This window comes from Pseudomonas sp. TWRC1-2 (assembly GCF_049896685.1).
In the GTDB taxonomy this organism is placed as follows: Bacteria; Pseudomonadota; Gammaproteobacteria; order Pseudomonadales; family Pseudomonadaceae; genus Aquipseudomonas.
The window spans coordinates 271,398-292,783 of record NZ_JAFCUU010000008.1 but is presented as its reverse complement, the minus strand read 5'-3'; the positions used below and the strand labels follow the sequence as shown (position 1 = coordinate 292,783).

Annotated in this window: 19 protein-coding genes and 4 pseudogenes; 9 read left to right on the top strand and 14 right to left on the bottom strand. The window is 50.9% G+C overall.

Annotated features, from left to right (window positions below; translation table 11 throughout):
* Positions 1-601: 601 nt before the first annotated feature.
* From ACP7B3_RS23245 to ACP7B3_RS23215, 7 genes and pseudogenes are all read right to left on the bottom strand, one after another.
* Positions 602-826, bottom strand: a pseudogene (locus ACP7B3_RS23245) (methyl-accepting chemotaxis protein); the annotation flags it as partial.
* A gap of 51 nt (positions 827-877) precedes the next feature.
* Positions 878-1,609 (bottom strand): annotated as a pseudogene (locus tag ACP7B3_RS23240) (PAS domain-containing protein); the annotation flags it as partial.
* Positions 1,610-2,430: 821 nt separating this feature from the next.
* Positions 2,431-3,141 (bottom strand): PA1136 family autoinducer-binding transcriptional regulator, encoded by a 711-nt coding sequence (locus tag ACP7B3_RS23235; protein ID WP_426181141.1) that lies wholly within the window; start codon positions 3,139-3,141, stop codon positions 2,431-2,433.
* Positions 3,142-3,146: 5 nt separating this feature from the next.
* The gene (gene hchA, locus ACP7B3_RS23230; protein WP_426181059.1) at positions 3,147-4,025 is read right to left on the bottom strand and encodes a glyoxalase III HchA; all 879 of its coding nucleotides are present in this window, start codon (positions 4,023-4,025) and stop codon (positions 3,147-3,149) included.
* Positions 4,026-4,453: 428 nt separating this feature from the next.
* The gene (locus tag ACP7B3_RS23225; RefSeq protein ID WP_159907583.1) at positions 4,454-4,702 is read right to left on the bottom strand and encodes a CsbD family protein; all 249 of its coding nucleotides are present in this window, start codon (positions 4,700-4,702) and stop codon (positions 4,454-4,456) included.
* Between the two features lie 181 nt (positions 4,703-4,883).
* On the bottom strand, positions 4,884-6,254 hold the full coding sequence (locus ACP7B3_RS23220; protein WP_426181138.1) for a heavy metal sensor histidine kinase: 1,371 nt from the start codon (positions 6,252-6,254) through the stop codon (positions 4,884-4,886).
* Positions 6,251-6,922, bottom strand: coding sequence for a heavy metal response regulator transcription factor (locus ACP7B3_RS23215; protein ID WP_426181057.1), 672 nt, complete (start codon positions 6,920-6,922; stop codon positions 6,251-6,253). The genes ACP7B3_RS23220 and ACP7B3_RS23215 overlap by 4 nt, the downstream gene beginning before the upstream one ends.
* 146 nt (positions 6,923-7,068) lie before the next feature.
* Here ACP7B3_RS23215 and ACP7B3_RS23210 point away from each other — a divergent pair, with 146 nt between their 5' ends.
* The 3 genes from ACP7B3_RS23210 to ACP7B3_RS23200 all read left to right on the top strand — a co-directional run bounded on the left by ACP7B3_RS23210 (position 7,069) and on the right by ACP7B3_RS23200 (position 8,474).
* Positions 7,069-7,572 carry a GlcG/HbpS family heme-binding protein gene (locus tag ACP7B3_RS23210; RefSeq protein ID WP_426181055.1) on the top strand — a complete coding sequence of 168 codons (504 nt, stop codon included), beginning with the start codon at positions 7,069-7,071 and terminating at the stop codon, positions 7,570-7,572.
* A gap of 10 nt (positions 7,573-7,582) precedes the next feature.
* Positions 7,583-7,993, top strand: coding sequence for a hydroxyisourate hydrolase (gene uraH, locus ACP7B3_RS23205; protein WP_426181053.1), 411 nt, complete (start codon positions 7,583-7,585; stop codon positions 7,991-7,993).
* Between the two features lie 271 nt (positions 7,994-8,264).
* A complete protein-coding gene (locus ACP7B3_RS23200) occupies positions 8,265-8,474 on the top strand; it encodes a hypothetical protein (RefSeq protein WP_426181051.1) in 210 nt (69 codons plus the stop codon).
* 224 nt (positions 8,475-8,698) lie between these two features.
* Here the strand turns inward: ACP7B3_RS23200 and ACP7B3_RS23195 are convergent, their stop codons facing one another.
* Positions 8,699-8,947: a hypothetical protein gene (locus tag ACP7B3_RS23195; RefSeq protein ID WP_426181049.1), complete on the bottom strand. Its 249-nt coding sequence runs from the start codon at positions 8,945-8,947 to the stop codon at positions 8,699-8,701.
* A 546-nt stretch (positions 8,948-9,493) separates the two neighbouring features.
* On the opposite strand from ACP7B3_RS23195, the gene ACP7B3_RS23190 reads away from it, so the two are divergent.
* Positions 9,494-11,593 (top strand): PAS domain S-box protein, encoded by a 2,100-nt coding sequence (locus ACP7B3_RS23190; protein ID WP_426181047.1) that lies wholly within the window; start codon positions 9,494-9,496, stop codon positions 11,591-11,593.
* A 79-nt stretch (positions 11,594-11,672) separates the two neighbouring features.
* Here ACP7B3_RS23190 and ACP7B3_RS23185 read toward each other — a convergent pair whose 3' ends face one another.
* The 4 genes and pseudogenes from ACP7B3_RS23185 to ACP7B3_RS23170 all read right to left on the bottom strand — a co-directional run.
* Positions 11,673-14,126 carry a response regulator gene (locus ACP7B3_RS23185; RefSeq protein WP_426181045.1) on the bottom strand — a complete coding sequence of 818 codons (2,454 nt, stop codon included), beginning with the start codon at positions 14,124-14,126 and terminating at the stop codon, positions 11,673-11,675.
* Between the two features lie 277 nt (positions 14,127-14,403).
* Positions 14,404-14,775: a response regulator gene (locus ACP7B3_RS23180; protein WP_426181043.1), complete on the bottom strand. Its 372-nt coding sequence runs from the start codon at positions 14,773-14,775 to the stop codon at positions 14,404-14,406.
* Between the two features lie 293 nt (positions 14,776-15,068).
* Positions 15,069-15,503: pseudogene (locus ACP7B3_RS23175) on the bottom strand (methyl-accepting chemotaxis protein); the annotation flags it as partial.
* Between the two features lie 108 nt (positions 15,504-15,611).
* Positions 15,612-16,292: pseudogene (locus ACP7B3_RS23170) on the bottom strand (PAS domain-containing protein); the annotation flags it as partial.
* A 361-nt stretch (positions 16,293-16,653) separates the two neighbouring features.
* Between ACP7B3_RS23170 and ACP7B3_RS23165 the strand changes: the two are divergent.
* The 3 genes from ACP7B3_RS23165 to ACP7B3_RS23155 are packed head-to-tail and all read left to right on the top strand — an operon-like array spanning position 16,654 to position 18,780.
* A complete protein-coding gene (locus ACP7B3_RS23165; protein WP_426181041.1) occupies positions 16,654-17,127 on the top strand; it encodes a thiol-disulfide oxidoreductase DCC family protein in 474 nt (157 codons plus the stop codon).
* Complete coding sequence (locus tag ACP7B3_RS23160; protein WP_426181039.1) at positions 17,114-18,652, top strand: cryptochrome/photolyase family protein; 1,539 nt, start codon at positions 17,114-17,116, stop codon at positions 18,650-18,652. Before ACP7B3_RS23165 ends, ACP7B3_RS23160 begins: the two co-directional genes overlap by 14 nt.
* On the top strand, positions 18,649-18,780 hold the full coding sequence (locus tag ACP7B3_RS23155; protein ID WP_426181037.1) for a DUF2256 domain-containing protein: 132 nt from the start codon (positions 18,649-18,651) through the stop codon (positions 18,778-18,780). Before ACP7B3_RS23160 ends, ACP7B3_RS23155 begins: the two co-directional genes overlap by 4 nt.
* Before the next feature lie 42 nt (positions 18,781-18,822).
* Here the strand turns inward: ACP7B3_RS23155 and ACP7B3_RS23150 are convergent, their stop codons facing one another.
* Both ACP7B3_RS23150 and ACP7B3_RS23145 read right to left on the bottom strand, forming a co-directional pair.
* Complete coding sequence (locus ACP7B3_RS23150; RefSeq protein WP_426181035.1) at positions 18,823-19,185, bottom strand: histone-like nucleoid-structuring protein, MvaT/MvaU family; 363 nt, start codon at positions 19,183-19,185, stop codon at positions 18,823-18,825.
* Positions 19,186-19,329: 144 nt separating this feature from the next.
* Positions 19,330-19,890, bottom strand: coding sequence for a fasciclin domain-containing protein (locus ACP7B3_RS23145; protein ID WP_426181033.1), 561 nt, complete (start codon positions 19,888-19,890; stop codon positions 19,330-19,332).
* 726 nt (positions 19,891-20,616) lie between these two features.
* Between ACP7B3_RS23145 and ACP7B3_RS23140 the strand changes: the two genes are divergently transcribed.
* Positions 20,617-20,901: a hypothetical protein gene (locus ACP7B3_RS23140; protein WP_426181031.1), complete on the top strand. Its 285-nt coding sequence runs from the start codon at positions 20,617-20,619 to the stop codon at positions 20,899-20,901.
* A 63-nt stretch (positions 20,902-20,964) separates the two neighbouring features.
* Positions 20,965-21,282 carry a hypothetical protein gene (locus ACP7B3_RS23135; protein WP_426181029.1) on the top strand — a complete coding sequence of 106 codons (318 nt, stop codon included), beginning with the start codon at positions 20,965-20,967 and terminating at the stop codon, positions 21,280-21,282.
* Positions 21,283-21,386 lie beyond the last annotated feature (104 nt).

Here is a 21,386-nt window from a genome sequence, read left to right as displayed (position 1 = left end):
CCTCGCCTGTCACGCTTACCCCCTTGAATAACTGTTCCATTGGAGCCGCAGAATCGGAGTAGGCCTTTTCCAAGGCTGTAACCTCCGATAAGTGTTTTGCCAAATCCGTATCAGTCGTCACCAGCACAGCATCGCGAATAGCAATGGCTCGATTATGGACACTGCCTCGAAAATTAATGGCATAGCGCTGCACCTTTGAAGCATTCTCGCCGACGTCGACTAAGGTAGAGTCAATGAACGCTACGCGGTGAATGCCGATGGCGGTTATCAATATGAGCAGCGCCAGGATGGCTGCGAAACTAAGCCCTATACGTGTTGCCAACGAAAGCGTTTTGTTCATGGCTAGCTCGAAAATATGACCTGTGCAGGCCTCTGTTGACTTGGAAGACGCGAGAAGAGCTACCAGCCCACTATGCTTAATGTCTTGACAATATTTCGTCGCAGAAACGTCATCTATTTAGTAACTCGCCCTGCAGCGATAGCGCATCGCTATCAAGACGACTCGTATTCTCCGCATTGAGTCTCGCGAGTTAGACAGAGATATCAAGAGCATTTGGGCAAATGTCGCGCCTGAGGAGTTTCACCGAAACCGTTCTTAGCTGGCGATCATCCCGGCAGCTTGTTCGGTTGCTTCAGTAGTGCGAGTCGCGAGCTTTCGAACCTCGTCTGCAACTACCGCGAATCCACGACCCGCTTCGCCCGCGCGCGCTGCCTCTATCGCCGCGTTGAGCGCCAACAGGTTCGTCTGGCTTGCGATGCTCTGAATAGTCCCGACGATTTGCGATAATTGAGCAATGTTGTTCTCCAGCGTCCGCTGATGCTCGACCTCCGCCTGTCGTAACGCCTCCTGCTCATGCTGCAGATGGACATCTACAAGGGCACCTACTACCCGAAGCGGTGAACCGGAGGAGTCGCGCCGAGTCTGACCTCTAGCTCTGAACCACCTATACTCGCCGCTCTTCATCTTCAAGCGATACTCGATATCAAAAGGCGTTTTACCAGATTGGTCGTTTAGGTGTGCACCAAAAGCGTTTAGGCTTCGCTCTTTATCGTCCGGGTGTAGCCTCGATGCCCAGCTATCCAAAACATCTGGAAACTCCTCCACGGTTTGAAATCCGAGCAGTCGCCTGAACTGAGGAGACCACCAGAAAGGATTCTTTGGATTTACGGGGTCTCCAGCGATAACCTCCATATCCCACAAACCGTCTGAGAGCATCTCCCTGGCCAGTTCAAATCTGGTAATGATTACATCATGCTCCTGATCGCGCTCAAGCTGATCATGGATGTCGCGCAGAGAACCAGCTACGCGTACAGGCATCCCTCGATCATCTCTAAGAGTTTCTCCTTGGGCATAGAACCAACGGTATGAACCGTCCTTCATCTCGAGCCGGTTTTTTACCTTGTAAGGCGTATGCCCGGACTTATCGTTCAGATGTCGCGCAAAAGCGCCAAGAGTGGCTTGCTTGTCCTGGGGATGCAGACGATCTGCCCAACTGGCTAAAACGTTAGGAAAATCCCGCTCGTCGCTAAATCCCAAAAGGTTTCGTAGTTGCTGAGACCACCAAAACCGATTCTTAGGATTCACTGGGTCGCCAGCTACGACCTCCATATCCCAAAGCCCCTCGCTTGAGGCTCGGTTCACAAGATCAAACCTGATCTCATGGGCCGAAGCGGACGATGCCGCTTCGCGAAGCATCTCACGAGCCGCCTCCAATTCATGCTCAAGCTCAGATATTCGGGATTTGGAGCTGTGATCAAGTGAATCAAAAGCCCTCCAAGCATCAAGAACTGCAGCGCTCTCAGCGCACCCGTCTACTTGGGGCGGTATCCCGTGAGTGATTGCAGCTACCAGCTGATGAATAGCGCGACGATCACGGCGCGTTTTGAAGAAGATAGTCATGACGATTGGACTCATAAACGTTGCGGGCCCTATCCATGGCACCTTGCAATCTATATCGTCATGAATGAAAAAAACTGTACATGATTTTCAATTTGTACATGTTTCTCTCACGATTATGTTTGAGCTCGGCAAGCGTCCGGCGAACTCACCTTCCGAACTCCTGCTTTAAGGGCGATGGTGTCCGCGTCTTAGGTGGACACCATGGCCTTCGGCGGTTGCGTCAGGAAGGTGTGTTTGCCGCTTCCTTACAATTCTCAGGCCGTAGCACAGGCATGAATCGCCCCGGGTTTCGTAGACACCTCTTTGCTTAAAACTGAGGCCTATTAGGAGGTACCAAGTGCAACACAAATTCAAAATTCATGCAGTCAATCAAGAGGGCGAAAAGACGCAACCTGTCATTGAGGTAGGTATCCAAGACAAGAGGTAATCCAGGATGCTATTTAGGGAAGAATTTTTCTTCTCCTAAGTCATGTACCAACGCTGTTGCTCAGCCGGAAAATACAGAATATTCCCTGTTCATAATTACGGCGTTAACCTTCGATTTGACCTGTTCGAATCGCTAATTTGACCGCTTGTGCAGTTGTTGCGACTCCAAGGCGTCGACGGGCCAGGCGTAGGTGGTTCTCTACAGTGCGCTCAGATAAACCAAGAGTTGCGGCTATATCCGCTTGCCGGCGTCCTGCCGATATCCAAGCCAGAACCTCACGCTCTCGACGTGAAAGGTTCTTAAGCACCTCACTCACTGGTGCCTCTAGTAACCGTCGAGCGGAGAAAAAAGCCGCCGTAGCGACGATACTCAATCCAAGCCGTACTCGCGCCGATCCATTTATCCCTTCACCGCCGAAGCTCATGGCACCTTCAAGCCCCAACGGCCCGAATATGGGTACCTGCAATCCCTGTACGCCCGGCCCGCTAGGTGAGCGTATGACCTGATAGCACTCTTCGCCATGCACGTGCTCTTTCTTCCAGAAAAAGGCTTCACGAGCACTCAGAATATGACGAGTAACCGGGCAGCGTCTTACGTACGTCTCAGCATCAACCCCTTGGCCTTCGCCAAACCAATCCCCCTCGACCCAATAAAGGCGTTCGACAACATCTTCGTTTGCGGAAGACGCCGAAAAGAGTACAAACCGATCATATCCATAGGGCTTAGCAATCCGCCGGACGACGTCTTGGATTGTGCCAAGATCGCGCGCCGCCTCAATTTCGAGAGCGGCGAGCAATGTTGCCTCTATAGGCACATTATTCAACCCGCCTCAACCTCTTTCAGAAGAGCGTCCGCCGCTAATTTGCCCAAGTTATTCCCCGCCAGAGGGCTGTCACCGGTAAGCAATTTACGGTCTTTGAACGTAGCTCCGGAAATCCCCTCATTGACGATCTCGACCCCTAGCGCCTTTAACTGCTCGCCAAACTTCCAGGTCAAATGCCCAGGCATGTAGCCGATTTCAGGTGTCTTCGCATCAAGAGAGTCGGGAAAAGCGCACATCTTGTAGCCGTTGAAAATATAGGAGGACTTAGACTCCCCAAGGCCCGCCGCTAGCAGCGCTGCTGGGCCGTGGCATAGGGAAATCACGAACTTGTCCTTAGCGACGGCCCATTGCAGGACACGTTTCACTTCAGTGCTTTCCGGCAGCCCAATTAGAGCCCCGTGACCGCCGGGTATGAAGACGCCTATGTAGTCTGAGTCATCACCCAGCGCTGTCTCGATTACGTCAGCCAGCTTCAAAGGTTGTTTGAACTGCTCGCGGTATTTAGCGTAGAAATCCTTCACCTCAGTATCTTCTGAAGGCATGGCCCAAAATTCAAATTTCACTGGATTGCCAGACAGCGTGGCAACATCGAATGCGAAACCAGCTTTGTCGAGGTGATACATCGGCAGCAAGGTTTCAACAGGATGATTGCCTGTAGAGAACATCGTACCGTTACCTGTCAGCAAATAACGCTCATCCGCGCCAATCAGCAGGATCTTCCACCGCCCGCCTTTGTAAGCGTTGGGATAGTCAGCACCACTGAGATCAGATTTCGGGGAAGTGAACTGGCTTAGCGAATATGGAGATGGGAAAAAGGCGTTGTCCTCCGCATGATCCGGCGTCGGGCGTTTGTCGTCACTCTGCGATGTAGCCATGGTCTGTCCTCGATTCGGCCAAATATTGAATTCAATCCTAGTAGCGGGATGTAGAGCTCGCAATGAGGGAATTCCCCTAAAACTGACCCGTCATCCGACTTCCTCAAGGATCAAATCAAATAAATAGGCCGTGTAGGCTGAGGTGAGGCCATTGTGATTGGCGAATCGTAATCAAATTGGATGATCGGACTTGCAACCTCTGCCCCCACGATTGTTCGATCTATATGAAGGATTAAGTGTCCTAGGGCCTTCACTGAGCGAAAAAACACCACGCAAATGGCCACTTTTTTTGATGGTGATTGCTGCTAATGAGGGGTTAATAACGGGAGCTGATGACAGCTCGAAAGACCGTCGACTTGACCCCCTCTTACTCCTCGCTAACGGAACGCCAAGGAGTACGAGGGAAACTTAACTCAAGCTACTGATGTTCAGCGACTCAGCAACCTCTTGAGCACGAGTAGAGCAACAGCACCGATTGCCAGTGCAGCAACTGGCTTCTCTTTGACGAACGTAGACACGCTGTCCAGTGCATCGCCGTAGGTTTGCGTCAGCTGACCTGCAGCTTGGCGTCCAGCACCTTCGGCTTCAATCTTTGAATCACCCAACAATTTGCCTACGGCGCTCTGAGCTTTGCCAGCAACCTTCTCTACAACGCCTTCGACCTGCTCGCTCTTCATAAATCACCAAACCTTTGCGTGTAATTAATTGCCCAGGGTAAGCCTGAGCTAGGGCTATCTGCACAGCATTAGGGGGATGACCATTATGAAAAGTTCAAAGTTCAGGAGGCTCAGAAGCTAAACTGGGCGCATCCGTATTGCCGACACTACAGTCTAGGTAACGACGGTTCAGTAAGACTGCTCAAGCGTTGCGAATAGGAAACTCTAAGCGAAAGTTCGTCCCTGATTGACTGCTGTCCACGGTTACCCGGCCGCCATGCAACTGCATAATTGAGCGAACGATTGCTAAACCCAATCCACCTGAGTCGTCCGGCTGATTGCGTGACGGATCGCACCGGTAAAAGCGCTCGAACAGTAGAGGCAGATGGTGCGCTGAGATCGGTTGGCCTCGGTTGTGTACTGTGACTTCAATCCTGTCCTCCCACGCCACACTGCTGATAGTGACTGCCGTAGCAGAAGAACCATAACGCAGCGCGTTGGAGAGTAAGTTAGCCAATGCTCGACGGATCAAGGCCGGATCAGCAAGCAGCTGATCATGGGCCTGATTGATCAGAGTGACATCACGCTCTTGCGCCACCCCTTCAAAATACTCACACAGTTGCTCGACTAGATCGTGCAGGTTGATGAGCTCAGCACTTACGGATGCATGCGACTGCTCGTTACGAGCGAGAAACAGCATGCTGTCGATCATTCGCGCCAGACGCTCATATTCTTCCTGATTGGAAACAAGCAGGTTTTGATAGTCTTCAATTGAACGGCCATGCCTCAGCGATTGTTGGGTGTGCCCCATCAGGTTAGTGAGCGGGGTACGCATCTCATGGGCGAGATCCTCTGAGAATCGTGAGAGCTGGGCGAACCCCTCTTCGAGGCGTGTCAGCATCTGATTAAGCGCTTGGCTGAGCACTTGCAGCTCACTGAATTCGTTGAACTCGTCCAACCGCAGATGCAGGTGGTGTGCATCAATTGCGGCAGCGCGCTTTGCCAGCAGGCGCACAGGTCGTAAGCCTCGCTGACTGACCCACCCGCCGAGCACAAAAGCGAGCAATGCGCCCACCGACATCGCGAGCCAGAGCTTGAGTCGGTAAGCACCCAGCATTTGCTCGCGCTCGCTCAACAACTTGCCAGCAATCAGGGTCAAGCCGCGATCACCCTGCATCACATGCTGCCAGGCAAGCCGCACCGGCACCGAAGTGTCACCGTCACCTAACTGAGCCTGGGCTGCTGCCGGTAACTTGGGCAAGCTCATGCTGACGGGGTTGATTTCGATCAGCACCTGGCCTGTGTTATCGATGATCCATAGCAGGTTGTCGCGATTGCCGAGCATATTTTCGTATAGCTTGGGCCGATTTCTGAGTTGCTCGACGCTGACACTGTCGTTGATCAATGCTTGCATGCGCTCCAGGCGCCCGAGCAGGGCCTGATCATCGCGCCAGGCGATTTCTTGCTGTAACGACTGATAAAGATAAAAACCAATGGAGCCCAGCAGGAGCGAACTGACTAACGTGAACATGACCGCCAGGCGCAAGCTCATGGAGCGCGGAAACAGTTTCAGGATTGCACCTCAAGCATGTAGCCGATGCCACGCACTGTCTGTATCAACTTGAGTGAGTAAGGGTCGTCAACCTTGGCGCGCAGTCGCCGTATGGCGACGTCGACCACATTGGTATCACTGTCAAAGTTCATCTGCCAGATCTGCGAAGCAATCAACGAGCGCGATAGCACCTCCCCTTCACGGCTGACCAGCAGGTGCAACAGGGCAAATTCCTTGTTGGTCAAGGTGAGGCGCTCTCCCCCACGCGTAACTTTACGCCGCAACAGATCCAGGCTCAGGTCTGCAACTAGGAACTGCTCGACCTCACGTGGCGGCCCCCTGCGCAGCAAGGTACGTACGCGCGCCAACAACTCGGCATAGGAAAAGGGTTTGACCAGGTAATCATCGGCCCCTGCCTCAAGCCCCTTGACCCGATCCTCCACAGAGTCCCTGGCAGTCAGAAAAAGCACCGGGGTTTGCCACTTGCGCCTAATAATCTGCAGCAATTGCCATCCGTCCAGGCCAGGCAGCATGACGTCCAGAATGATCAAGTCGAACTCACTTTCCTGCGCCAGATACTGGCCCTCCAAACCATCCAAGGCGACTTCCACCACGTAACCCGATTCAGTCAGGGCTTTGTGCAGGTAATCCGCTGTTTTTGCTTCATCTTCTACGACAAGGATACGCATCTTTTCCTCCGGAACTGGAGCATAGGCTAGCGCGACCGAGTGTTTTGGCACATTACATCTTGGTAATCATCAGGCAATCATTCTGACGGAGTGCACGGGGCATCATGCCTGGCTATGACTCAGCCAGGCCACACAAAGGACAAAGCATGCGTTTAAGACTATCGACCTCATTGCTGATGTCACTCGCAATGAACTCAGCGCTCGCGGTTGCAGCCCCGGATCAAGTGCTGCAGCGCAACGACGTGTCACTGGTAATGGCCAATGATTTACTGAACGCAGCGCTGACAGCCTGTCATGCCGATGGCCGTACAGGTGTCGCTGCTATTGTCGACCGTGGAGGCAATTTAGTCGCCCTGCAGCGCGACGATAACGTGGGCCCACACAATGCATTAGCCGCCCAACGCAAGGCCTATACCGCCCTATCGACCAAGACGCCAACACGACTATTGGCAGAGCGCGCTCGCAGTACACCCGATGCTGAAAACCTCAACACCCTGGATGAGCTATTGCTGCTGGGCGGCGGCGTGCCGCTGCTGTTTGAAGGGCAAGTAATTGGAGCTATCGGAGTGGCCGGTGCTGGCGGAGCAACAAACGATGAAGGTTGCGCGTTGGCCGCTATCAACAAAATTTTACCCACCGTCAAAAACTAAGGACATCATCATGACTGGAATAAAAACGTTCTTCGCTGGCCTTTTATTGAGTGTCGTATCGTCACTGGCGTTAGCGGCAGGAAACCCGCTGAGCGTACATGTACTCAACTTACAGGATGGTCTGCCCTCCCCTGGTGTAAATGTCACATTGGAAAAACAGGACGGCAAGAGCTGGGACATGCTCAACAGCGCTTCGACAAATGAGCAAGGTCGTATTCCCGGGTTGTATCCCGAAGGTCAGGCTCTGGAGAAAGGCATCTACCGTGTCACCTTCAAGACAGGTGAGTGGTTCAAAGCACACAAGATTCCAAGTTTCTTCCCTGAGGTACCGGTAATCTTTGAGGTAGACGGTACTCTGGCGCACTACCACATTCCATTATTGGTCAGCCCCTACGGTTTCTCTACCTACAGAGGCAACTAAACTTCGACCGGACAGAGAGGCAACGCCGAGCCAAATCTAAAGGCCGGCATTCCAGCTTTTAGACTTGGCACGAATATCGTGTACGTGACCTGTATCTCAGCGCTGGACTCGCCCAAACCTTGCGTCTAATTGGTCGGCCTGAAATTGCGGCTATCTCCCACGCGCTAAGGGAATGTGCCTATTCACAAGTTCAAGGTTGATGAGTTGTACGCAAATTGCTAGCCCACGCCTTTGACTGCGCTATGCTGAGTTTTCCCTATGGAGCTCACAAATGCCCAGTGAATATTCGCTGCCCGATGTGCTAGAAAGGATGTATCAAAACCAGCTCGCCTTGGAGGCAGCAATAATGGAGTTGACCCTCAACGTAGAAGCCCACGGTCATGCGAATGTAGGAGAAAACGTCCGGGGCGCCTTGGAGGCAATCGGAGAGAACTCCGGCCACATAAAACAGGGATTGGCGCGTCTCAGCAAGCTCACATGATCCAAACGCTATTTGATTTTGATCTCGAAGGCGCCTCACGCGAGCACTATATTACTTAAACAGCGGCCTTCATTTACCGGAGCCTGAATGCTTCACAGCATGCGCCAGTGGCTAACCTAGCTACAAACACGCCATCGCACCATGAAAAGCAGCCGCTTGGAACGAACTCAACGAGGGCAACGGATACCGCGTGAAGAAGCTAGGGCGTTAAGCCCTAGCAGATCTTACTTTTTCTTTTTCGCTGGCTTCTCTGCCTTCTCTGATTTCTTCGCCTTGTCTGGCTTGCTATCAGCTTTTTTCACGGATTTCTTTGGTTCAACATCTTTTTTCTTGTCTTTCTTTTCTGGAGATTGTGACAGAACAGATGCAGCCGCAGATTTTTTTGCTGGTGAGGACTTTTTGTCTTTCAAGTCCTTGCTGGCTTTCGAAGCTTCGCTTTTTCCTTTCTTGTCGTCTTTAGCCACGTTGACCACCTCTCAAAGTATGCCGTTGTTGGCAAATCACCTGTGAAATTCTTCACAAGCTATTTGTTAGGTGAGCGCATTCAATGACCGTTCAACTTTTTATGCACCGACACAAAACATCAGCAGAATCGCTCCTATAGGCTATAGCCAAAAGGGTTGCGACTGGCTCTTTTGACGTGCTGAGAAAGAATATTGAGGCAACCAATCGTAAGGTGTAGCCGTCTCGTCGACCTAGAGGGGTAGAGTGATTTTGGCAAAATTTTTTTATCATAAAAAAAATCTTTGTTTTATAAAAAGACCAAAATCTCATAATCATCGTCCAAAAAGGGGGTTTTGACGCATCCAAAAAGACGAGGCAAATGGTAGTACAATCAAACTCTTAAGATAACGTTACAGGACGGTTAGACATTAGATTGCAGAGGCATAACGCCATCATTTTTCGTCCGCTATTTCATTACTCCGTAAGCAGTTAACATATACGCACAGCATATTTTTCTCACCCTATCTGGACTGATGTATTCTACTGAGAAAGTCCACCTCCGTTAGGTATAGCATTTGACCCCGACCAACGCCCCCTCTGAGCTGGACATCCTCCGCCAGGAACAAAATCAGCTTAGGGCACGCATAGCGCAAATCGAATCCTACAATCGTCTGGTGCTGGACAGTGCGTTGGATTACGCCGTAATTACCGCTGACGCTTCTGGCCGAGTTACCGACTGGAGTGAAGGTGCGCACCAAATCCTTGGGTGGACTAAGGACGAAATGCTAGGTAGCCCTCTGCATAAGATTTTCACATTAGAAGACTGCGAAAACGGCATACCAGAACGGGAAATTGGGTCGGCGGTTAGCCAAGGCAGGGCTGATGACGACCGGTGGCATATGCGTTCGGACGGGGGGCGATTTTGGGCCAGCGGTGTCATGATGCCAATGCTTCAAGATGGTAATTTGATAGGTGTGGTCAAAATCCTGAGAGATCTTACGGATAGAGTCCAGGCTGACGAGCGTCGTCAAATTGCTGCCAAGCTGCTCGAAGCGCAGTACCAGGAAATAGCAGAGAATATTCCTCAACTTGTATGGATTTCTGATACTGAAGGCAATGACCTGTATTTCAACGGCAAGTGGTCGGAATTCAGCGGTCTAACCAGCAATCAGCTTCGCGATACTGGCTGGACAGCTTTTATTTCGGGAGCGCTACGAGATCCTGTCATAAATCGCAGTATAGTAGCTATTTCTGATGAGTTGCCTTGGGAAGATACATTCCAAATGCGTAACTCAAACGGGAAGGACTACTGGTTTTTATGCAAGGCCTTACCTATACGTAATGAAGCTGGGCAAGTCGTAAGGTGGTTCTTCACCTGCACAGATGTCGACGCTATGCAAAAGAAATCAGACGATTTACAAGATATGGCTTTGAACCTGGTGGCGGAAGCGGATATTCAAACTAGCGCCCTACATAACTCTCAATTTGAATTAAAACAGGCATTGGGAGGACGTGCGGCAGCAGAAGATCAAGTGAGACAACTCCAAAAAATGGAAGCTGTCGGTCAGTTGACAGGCGGTATTGCTCACGACTTTAACAACATGCTTACTATCATAATCGGTGGCATATGTTTGCTAAGAAGTCGTATGGAGCGCGGTGAGACTGAGGTGAGCAAATATATTGACCTAGCGCTAGAAGGTACTACTCGCGCAACTCAACTCACTCGTCGATTACTGGCCTTCGCCCGCCAGCAACCTTTATCTCCAGAGCCAGTGGATCTAAATCGTCTTGTAACCAGTATGTCTGACCTTCTTCAGCGATCTCTTGGTAGTAATATCAAGCTGGAGTTTGTCCGACACGCCGGGCTTTGGCCTACCCTCGCGGACTACAGTAGCCTTGAGCAGGGGATTCTCAACCTTTGCGTTAACGCGAGAGATGCCATGAGCAACGGTGGTCGTATTACAGTTGAGACAGGAAATGTTTATGTCGATGACAACTATGCGAAACAAGAACGCATAGAGCCGGGCCAATATGTCATGGTTGCGGTGAGCGACACAGGCACAGGCATTCCTGATCACGTACTAGCAAGGGTATTTGAGCCATACTTCACGACTAAGGGGGCAGGCAAAGGTACCGGTCTAGGTCTGGCGCAAGTTTACGGATTTGCGAAACAGTCAAAGGGCCACCTAAAGCTATATTCGGAAGTCGGTCATGGCACATCTGTGAAACTTTATCTCCCCCGCTATTCAGGCGACATTCAACCAATAGATCGAATGATTGTAGTGGAGAACGAAGTACCACGCGCCAAGCCGGGCGAAAGTATATTGGTGGTCGAGGATGACCCTATAGTACGTTTCATAAGTGTAGAGTCCTTAACTGAACTCGGGTACGAGGTGATTGAGGCCGACTCTGGAAAAGCCGCCTTAATTACACTCGCCAGCAATTCAAATATTTCATTATTATTTACTGATGTAGTTATGCCAGAGATGACAGGCAAAGAACTTGCCGACCGCATCGCAACTACTGGTTCTCTAATACCTGTGCTATACACTACAGGATATACACGCAACGCTATTGTACATAACGAAACGCTAGATCGAGGCGTAGCACTTTTACCGAAGCCCTTTACACTTCATGAACTTGCAGTCAAGGTTAGGCAAGAAATAGATCGCTAGGATTGCTTTTTCAAGTTTAGCAGCCCGCTCATAGAGAGCGGGTAAGATAATTAGATGTAAGAGCCTACAATCTATTTTACTATTGCCGCCGCGCGAGCTTATAAGCATCCTCGATGGCCTGAGCAATATCTTCCAGGCTGTAGGGCTTGCGAAGCATTACTACGTTATCAAGCATATTCTGCTGATCCCCACCAGACGCGAAGACAATGGCGAGCCTTTCAAAAAGGTTCCGCGCTTTTTCTGCCAACGCTTCTCCTGAAATCCCACCAAGCCTGATATCAGTGATGAGTACATCAGTATTTTTATTGATCAAGCGAAAGGCGTCTTCTGCACTGGAAGCTAAGAAAACCTGGTGATTTAAGCTTTGGATTAGCTCTAACGTAACAGCACCAATAACTGGATCATCTTCAACAAAAACTATATTTAGTGATACGCGTGCAACTTGAGTAGGCTCTACTACACGCGGACTAGCTGGATTCGTTGCATTAGGCTGTCGTTGCCGTTGGTTTGCAAGGACATGACGAATCCGGCGAGCTAGCGCTTCCCTAGTATAAGGCTTGCCTAAAAGTTCAACGCCACGGTCAAGCTTTCCACCGTGTACGATTGCATTCTCTGTATAACCAGAAGTGTATAGCACAGCTAAATTAGGATGAAGATCGCAAGCTTTTTTCGCTAGTTCTGGGCTCTTAAGAGGGCCCGGCATGATCACGTCAGTGAACAGCAAATCGATAGGTAAGCCGCTTTCAACAATAGGCAAAGCACTAGCAGCATCATTAGCCTTAAGCACTCTGTACCCCAAATCCTTCAAAGTATCGACTACTATGGACTGCACGGCTATATCGTCTTCAACAACCAAAATCGTTTCACTTCCCCCTATAATGGGGCGTCTAACAGGTTTCTCTATCGCCTCCTCAGAGTCTAGGGAGCGAGGTAAATAAATTTTGACAGTAGTGCCGTGGCCAACTTCACTATAAATCTTTAAATGACCACCGGACTGTTTAACAAACCCAAAGACCATCGATAAACCGAGCCCTGTGCCTTTACCCACTGGTTTAGTGGTAAAGAAAGGGTCAAAAGCTTTGTTGATGATGTCATTCGACATCCCACACCCTGTATCGCTAACAGCTAACATGACATATTCCCCTGGTGTCACCTCCTGATGCAAACCAGCGTACGACACGTCTAAAGTAGCGTTATTAACTTCGATTGTTAGCTTCCCACTTCCTCCCATAGCATCACGCGCATTGACGCAAAGATTTAGTAAGGCATTTTCGATCTGAGCGATATCAATCAAGGTGTTCCATAAGTCAGAACCTACCACTACTTCGATATCAAACTCTTCACCTAAAGTACGGCGCAGCATGTCGTCCATGCCTATTACAGTATTGCCGATTTTCACCACCCTCGGTTCGAGCGTTTGCTTGCGGCTAAATGCTAATAGATAACTTGCTAGCTTCGCTCCTCGCTCCACACCAGCCAGGGCATTGGCCAAGCGCTTTGTCGCTTTAGCGTTACCCTCCAAATCTTGATTTAAAAGCTGCAGATTTCCGGCAATCACTTGCAGGAGGTTGTTGAAATCATGAGCCACACCTCCGGTTAGCTTACCCATGGTTTCCATTTTTTGCGCTTGCTGAAGCGCATGTTCAGTTCTTTTTAACTCCGCTTCTACCTCACGCTCAGCCGTCATATCTCGACCTACTAGCAGCATCGTGTTGTCGTGCAAACTCCCATTCAATGCCATGGATACGTAGCGACCTCTCCTGCAGAGGATCCGGGCTTCAAACATAAAGGTCGACGCACTGGACGAGCATTCCGACCATTTGGACAAGAAGGCTTCTTTATCGTCAGCAAGAATGAGATCTTGGATAGGACGATTGATCAGATCTATATCTGTCCAATTGAGAGTCTTTCGAAAGGCAGGGTTTACTGCGGATATTTTCCCCGTTTCGTCAGTGACAACCATGGCCTCTACAGAAAGATTCCACATCCGATCCCGATCTGCGGTTCGATTTAGAATTTCCCGCTTAGTGGCTGTAGCGAAATCCTTCAATTTCCTCTCAGTGAGAACCCGAGATGTCGTTTCGACTACGGTATCTAAAATGCCGACGACTTTGCCTTTCTCGTCAAAAACAGGGCTGTAGCAGAAGGTAAAAAATGCCGTTTCGGGAAACCCGTGACGCACAATCTCCAGCTCGAAATCTTCGATAAAAGTCGAGATTCCGGAAAGTGCTTTTTCTGCAATAGGGCCTATGGCGCACCACGCTTCACTCCAGACCTCCGCAAATGAGCGGCCTAAAGCATTAGGTTTGGAGCCCAGAATGGGAACAAAAGCATCGTTATAAATCATGACTAATTCCGAGCCCAACGCTAGACAAGCAGGAAAGCTGGAAGTCAAAACCATATTGACCGCTACGCATTGAGCAGCGCCCCACAACGGCATCGCGCCTAGGCTGGTGTCAGCCCAAGGGAAAGCTCTGACCTGATCGGCCATATCTCCAGTTGCGGCGATAGAACTCGTAACATTAGAAGGCATTTTTTCCCCAAGGCGTGCGGGCGCCCTGGCGCCGACTGTCACTACGTAATCGCACAATTCTACCTAAGTTTCGCTCACTTTCTGTAGCTTCAATCGAAAGATCAAATATCGAAAGCGAATTACGCGATGTGAGTAAATCCTTAATCACGAGGTGAATTCAACGAGCCGTAACAGACGTAATTGGGTGAGCCGTATGAGGGATAAGCAATTCCAAAGTCCCGCTGAAAACCTTAAAAACCAGACGAAGGTTCCGGCCCCAATGACCAGCTTTGAAGCGTCATTCCTTTAGCCGTGCTTCAGGCAACAACTGTTGGACGACAGTAAGCAGTGAGTCCAGTGCCCAGGGTTTCGGCAGGAAGGCTGCCTGATGGGGCAGCGCATCACGACGCTGGAGGTTGCCGGATGTGACAATGACAGGTAACGAGGGCCAGAGCTCAACGACAACCCTAGCAAGCCCCAAACCGTCGATCTGGCCAGGCATGTGTATGTCGGTAAGCACTAAACTCACTAAATTCGCTCGTTTTAGAACCTGCAGTGCTTCGTCGGCACTCGAAACGGGCAATACTTCCGCATCGAGGATTGAAAGCACATCAACGGCCAATTCACGAATAATTTCATCATCTTCGACTAGCAAAATCGTAGGGCGCATGGATCAGCTCTATTCTAAAGGCATGAAATTTAGAGAAAGCGAATTTGTGGTTAGTTTCATAATTCTGAAGGCAGCAGGTTTAACGACCATATCTGCTAGTAGATGTAGCCGGCGCTGTCCTGAGCGCTGGATCATAAAGATTCGCGAAAGGGCATAAACCGACCTGGTAAATGATCGATCTATGCCCTGGGAGTCTGGAGGGAATGCACGCAGCTTGAGCCGAGCGAGTAATACTACTGACAGGCACAAAATCGCCCTAGTGGGCGAACTCCAATGCAGCACGACTAAGCGTGCTAAGCCACCTGAGTCGCAAACTTACCAACCGCTTCAACAACTCTCTTGGCTCCGTCCTGAATTTCAACAATAACCTGTCCTGCCTGCGTGGCTAGCTCAAGACCTTGCTCAGCTTGGGATTTACTGTTCGTCATTTCCGCTACGGTTTGATCCACTAGCTTTTGGTTCTCCAAAACAACCGAAACAATTTCTTCGGTCGCGGTGCTGGTGCGCCCGGCTAATTGTCGAACCTCATCCGCGACGACTGCAAAGCCTCGACCTTGCTCCCCTGCGCGCGCAGCTTCAATTGCAGCGTTCAATGCCAAAAGGTTCGTTTGCTGGGCAATACTACTGATCGTCTGAATGATAGAACTGATTAACAGCGACTGCTTTCCAAGCGCTTCGACGCCACCCGAGGCAGCCTGCATATCCACAGCGACTTTACGCATGGTGTGCATCGTGTCGTTAACCACTATTGCACCACGTTGAGCAGTAACGTCAGTCTGCTGGGAGATCTCAAATGCCGTTTGTGCGGCCTCACTGACTTGGTGCTCACGGGCAACCTGTTCGGTAATAACCGTTGCAAACTTGATGACCTTGCGAAGTGTTCCCTCTGTATCGTAGACCGGGTTATAGGTCGCCTCCAGCCATACCGTCTGACCCCGACTATCAACACGTTGGAATCGGCCAGCGACAAATTCACCCTTGTTTAACGTCAACCAAAAATCTCTGTATTGCTGGGATGAGGCATCTTCTGGCCGGCAGAAAATACGATGGTGACTACCTTGCGCTTGTCCCAGGCTGTAACCCATCGCTTTTAAAAACTGATCATTCGCCATGAGTACATGCCCGGACAGGTCGAACTCGATCACTGCCGTTGAGCGCAGTAATGCGTCAATGAACGAGGCGTTTTCCGATGCCTTTTCCACTCTGGAAGTAATGTTCGTCGCATAGCCTGCAATATGACTCAACCGGCCAGTCGCATCCGTTACGGGCTGCCAATGGGCATGAATCCAAACCAATGAGCCATCAGCATGCAGGTACCGGTATTCATCAGAGATCGATTTTCCGGCGGCGACGGCTGCCCGAAAATTGTGAAAACAGGGGAGCTTGGAAACGTACTGCGGAACAATGTCGGCCATGGCACGACCTATAAGCTGATTCTGGGTGTACCCCAAAGCCTGTGCAAAATTGTCGTTGCAGGCGGTAATCGCAAAATTAGCATCGATGCACAGCGTCAGCATTTCACGGTGGAGGCCATCACGCAGTTGGCGCAACTCCGAAAGCTCAGCTGTTTGAGCCTGGAGCTGGTTCTTGATTTTTGTATTGAACATGGGAAGCCGCCTGTTGGGTGTTAAAAGGTCTATCGGCGTGATCTGCAACACGTTTAGCTATCAGACGAACGAAAACCAGTGAGGCGACGAACGTCACCATCAGGTCGGCAAACTGCCGTGGCCACACGTCTTAGCTCCAGCCCCAGAAGCCAACCTGAAATCCCCGAGCGGGCAACGCTTGGAACCTGATTTCGTTTCGAGGATTAGGCCCGGTTGTCATCGAAGTTTATTGAGCATATCTTGTCTGAAAACTTATACAAGGTATCAGTAGTTGTACAAGAATGAGCGATGGCCACTGACGCTGTATTTCGACGGCGAGTGCCCTCTTTGCGCCCGGGAGATCAAGCTCCTAAGGGAGCGGGCCTCGCCTAATCGCATTCTATTCGTTGATATCAGCGATGGTGCCTTCGACGCAAAATCTCTTGGGCTAACGCTCGTTGAAATGCAGTCGATACTGCACGCCAAGCTGGGCGATGGAACCTGGGTCACTGGCTTAGACGCTACGCTATGGAGCTGGCGAGCTGCGGGCCTTGGTATCTGGGCCGCGCCGTTATCATGGCGGTTGACCAGGCCACTTTTAAACCTTGGCTATCGCCTATTTTGCCGCTTGCGTCCCCATTTAGCATGGCTGCCCCATCCTGATGGCAGCGCTCGGTGTTGCGATGAGGGATGCGTAGTGCCTGATACCAAACGCGACCCAGACAGCAAGACGGCGCCTGCCAGAGGTAATCATGAACAGCGCTAGCAGCCTGCGACTGATCTTGGGGGATCAGCTTTCGTTCGATCTTGCTTCACTGCAGGGCTTGGATATACAGCGCGATACGGTGCTGCTTGTCGAGGTGATGGAGGAAGCCAGCCATGTTCCTCATCATCCGCAAAAGATCACCCTCATCTTCAGTGCTATGCGCCACTTCGCCGGGGCGTTGCAGCAACGGGGAGTCAAGGTGCGGTACGTCAAGCTTGATGACCCAAAAAATACTGGATCGGTGTCTCGCGAGTTAGAGCGGTGGCACGCACTTTTGCGACCGGATGAAATCCACATCACCGAGTGCGGCGACTGGCGCTTGGAGCAATCGATAAAGGACTGTGGTTTAGCGATAAAATGGCATTCGGATTCTCGCTTTCTCTGCTCCCGTGCCGAGTTCTCTACTTGGGCGAATGGCAAAAAGCAGCTGCGCATGGAGTTTTTCTATCGCGAGATGCGCCGTAAGAGCCGGCTATTACTCAATGGGGACGGCAGCCCAGTCGGAGGGGCGTGGAACTTTGATGCGGAAAACAGAAAGGCTTTCCCCAGGGGCGTAAGACCTCCATCACCCGCGCGTTTTACTCCTGACGCAATTACTCGAGATGTTCTTGCGTTAGTTGCCAAAAATTTCGCAAGCCACTACGGCACGCTCGACACATTCGACTATCCGGTAACCCACGCCGAAGCTCAGGCCCTCTGGGATTACTTCCTCGACTGGGGCTTGGCAGCCTTTGGTGATTACCAAGACGCCATGGCCAGCGACGAGCCTTTTCTGTTTCATGCCCGAATAAGCGCCGCGCTGAATATTGGACTGCTGGATCTTCGTCAGCTGTGCAGCGATGTTGAATCGGCGTACCTCTCGGGCAGCATTGCGCTGAACGCCGCCGAAGGTTTTATTCGACAACTGATCGGCTGGCGGGAATATGTCCGAGGCGTCTACTGGCTGAAGATGCCTGACTATGCCAATGGCAACGCGTTCGGTAATACGCGGTCGCTCCCAGAGTTCTACTGGACGGGCAACACGCAGATGAATTGCATGCGCCAAGCCATCAACCAGAGCCTTGAGCATGCCTACGCTCACCACATTCAACGCCTTATGGTGACTGGCAATTTCGCCCTGCTGGCAGGTATCGCACCGAGTCAGATATGTGAGTGGTATCTGGCGATCTACATGGACGCTTTCGATTGGGTGGAACTGCCCAATACACTCGGCATGGTCATGCATGCCGATGGCGGATACCTGGGATCGAAGCCTTATTGCGCGAGCGGGCAATACATCAAGCGCATGTCTGACTATTGCCGTGGCTGCGTATACAAAGTAAGCGAAAGCACGACTGACGACGCTTGCCCTTTCAACTCGCTCTATTGGCACTTTCTGATGCGCCACGGCGACCGCCTTCGCGGCAATCAGCGCATGGCCATGATTTATAAAAACCTCGACCGTATGGATGAATCCAGAAAGCAGGCGCTGTGGCAACGTGGCCAGTGGTTGCTTGCAGAAATGGATGAAGGCAGGAAATTTTGAAAAAGAGCGACCTCCCAATCAAAACCTGCGAAACCTGCGGCCTTCCTTTCGCGTGGAGGAAAAAATGGGCTCGCTGTTGGGAGGAGGTACGTTACTGCTCGGAGCGTTGCCGGCGCAGTAAAAGCTGAAACCAAACAAGGGCCTACAAAGGCCCCTGATTCGATTCAGGATCACTTGGTCAGCCAAGACTCGACGGTGTCCGAACCATGTTCGGTCTTCCACTCCTTCAAACCTCTGTGATTGCCACCCTTAGTTTCGATGATCTCGCCGGTGTGCGGATTCTTGTAAACCTTCACCTGACGTGCCTTACGTGTGGCTTTAGGCTCAGATACTGAAGCGCGACGACCAGCCTGCGGATCAAGCAGGTTGATCACATCCTTCAAGCTGTAGCCATACTTTGCGAGCAAATCACGTAGCTTCTTTTCGAAATCAATTTCCTTCTGAAGGCCGGCATCCCCTTTTAGAGCTTCAAGCGCCTGAAGCTGCTCGGCGAGGTGCTTTTCGAGTTGGCGGAATTCTGCGAGTTTAGACATTGGAAACCTCTTCTAAATGTACTGGTACGTTACACCAAAAAAGAAAAATGCATAAACAGATCGGCCTGTAAGCGAACGATCTGAGTAATAACCTGTGAATTATAAAAGCGGACTCTTTAGCAAGAGTCCGCGAGAAAATGACGTCTACTTCGGCATCAAAACCGTGTCGATCACATGAATGACACCATTGGACTGCATGACATCCGCAATCGTGATAGCCGCCTTGCCACCCTTGGCGTCTTCCACCCACAGCTTGCCGTCGTGAGCCCAAATCGTGAGTGACTCTCCTTGCACGGTTTTCAGCACTACTTTACCACCGTGCATTTTGGCCTCATCCATCAGTTGTTTGCCGGTATGAGTGCCAGCCACAACGTGGTAAGTCAGGATCTTCGTTAGGTCTGCCTTGTGCTCTGGTTTGACCAGCGTATCCACTGTACCAGCAGGCAACTTGGCGAAAGCCTCATTGGTAGGAGCAAACACCGTGAACGGCCCTTTACTATTGAGCGTATCCACAAGCCCGGCGGCTTTTACAGCTGCTACGAGGGTCGTGTGATCCTTCGAGTTCACCGCGTTTTCAACGATTGTTTTGTTCGGATACATTGCAGCGCCGCCGACCATCACGGTGTCCGCTGCAAAGCTGATACCCGTGTTGAGGCATAGAAGGGTGAAGCAAGCGATAACAATGCGTTTCATGAAATTGTGCATGGCGCGTCTCCTTGATTCGTCGACCCATCGAATGACGGGTACTGAATGTACGGAGGAGGATCTCAAACGGATGCAGCACATTTTTTCTTTTCGAACCAGTAAGCATCCAGGGATACACCTTCGCGCATCAACCTGAATTATTCGAGCCGGACAAGGCCTGCCAACGGCGGATGGGAGTGAAAAGCCCTTATGAGGGAAACTGACGATTGCGTACCTTTAAAATATGCTTCCCATTTTCTAACCCTTTCGAACGGCTCAAATAATTATTGATTTCACCCACCAGGCCCTTTGCTGTGCGGATCAAGCTAGGTCTCATGGTCAATTTCCTACAGACAAAAAAATAAAGTGTTCGCTATCCTCCAAGGCTGATACGCATGAGCGGAATGGAGTCTATGGGCGAGCATTGGGTTGCTATCACTTCTCTTTTGTTAATGGCATGGGTCGTTTTTATAGTGTTGGCCATTGAGAAATTTTTTCTTTAATTCCTAGGGTCATTGTCGAGCCCTTGCAATTTGAAAATATTTTATAGACGTGCACGAAACCCTCAATGTAGGTGCACCCAAACCAGCACCTTCCAACGCAGCTTACGTTCATCAGGCACCACATTTAAGCTAGGAATAGGGGGCTTTTTTTATGAGTGCTGGAGCCGGAGTCGCCTACACTGAAGACCCACAAATGCGATCAACGGAGTTCCTCCTACACATTTTCAACTTTAGGCCCACTTCCATGTACACGCCCCTCACCAATCCCTTAGCGCTGGACAACGCCCAGCAATGGTTTAATGACCTGATATCCCTTTCAGACCCCGACTATCTGCGCTCTCGATTGCGCCATCACATCGATGCTTACCGCGTTCAAGCCCTGAAGCTGCACAACTCGAAGATCCTTTTTAACCAGTTGATCGGTTTTCTGGACACTTTGGTGGCCTGCGAGGTCATAACCCCCCAGCTCGGTCGCGAATTCAACCTACGCCTGATCATCGGCTTTGAGTCAGCATGGATGAAATCGTAAGTGCTGTAGCGCCCGACTAGCCCAGCTGTCTTACTCCAACCTTTGACCACTGACGGATGCCCCATGTTTACTGGCGTACTTGACCCGGATTTAGAATCACACTTACTCCAGGAACAACTGGCAATCTTCCATCGCGAACATCCCATCGAGGCCGCGCTGATCGAGCGCATCATGGACGCGTTGGATTACGAAAAAACCGCGATTCGTGGAGAGCTCCGTGTTCGCGGTATGGTCTTGGCCCTCGGCAATCAATTGGCCAAGCGCTCAGATGGCAGCGTGGAGCGCTTGTACGGATGGCTAGCTCACTTTGTCAAAGACGGTGCCTTGACCCAAAAGCAAGCCACGTTGTTCACCGTCGAGATCCGAGCACTATTCTCTTGAATGCACCAGAAAAAAACATAGGCTTCGACCGTCTACACCAATCGCTGCGTCCCTGCCATGAAAGGTGGGGCCATGGAGGTTATTACGTCAATCGCTCAAATTTT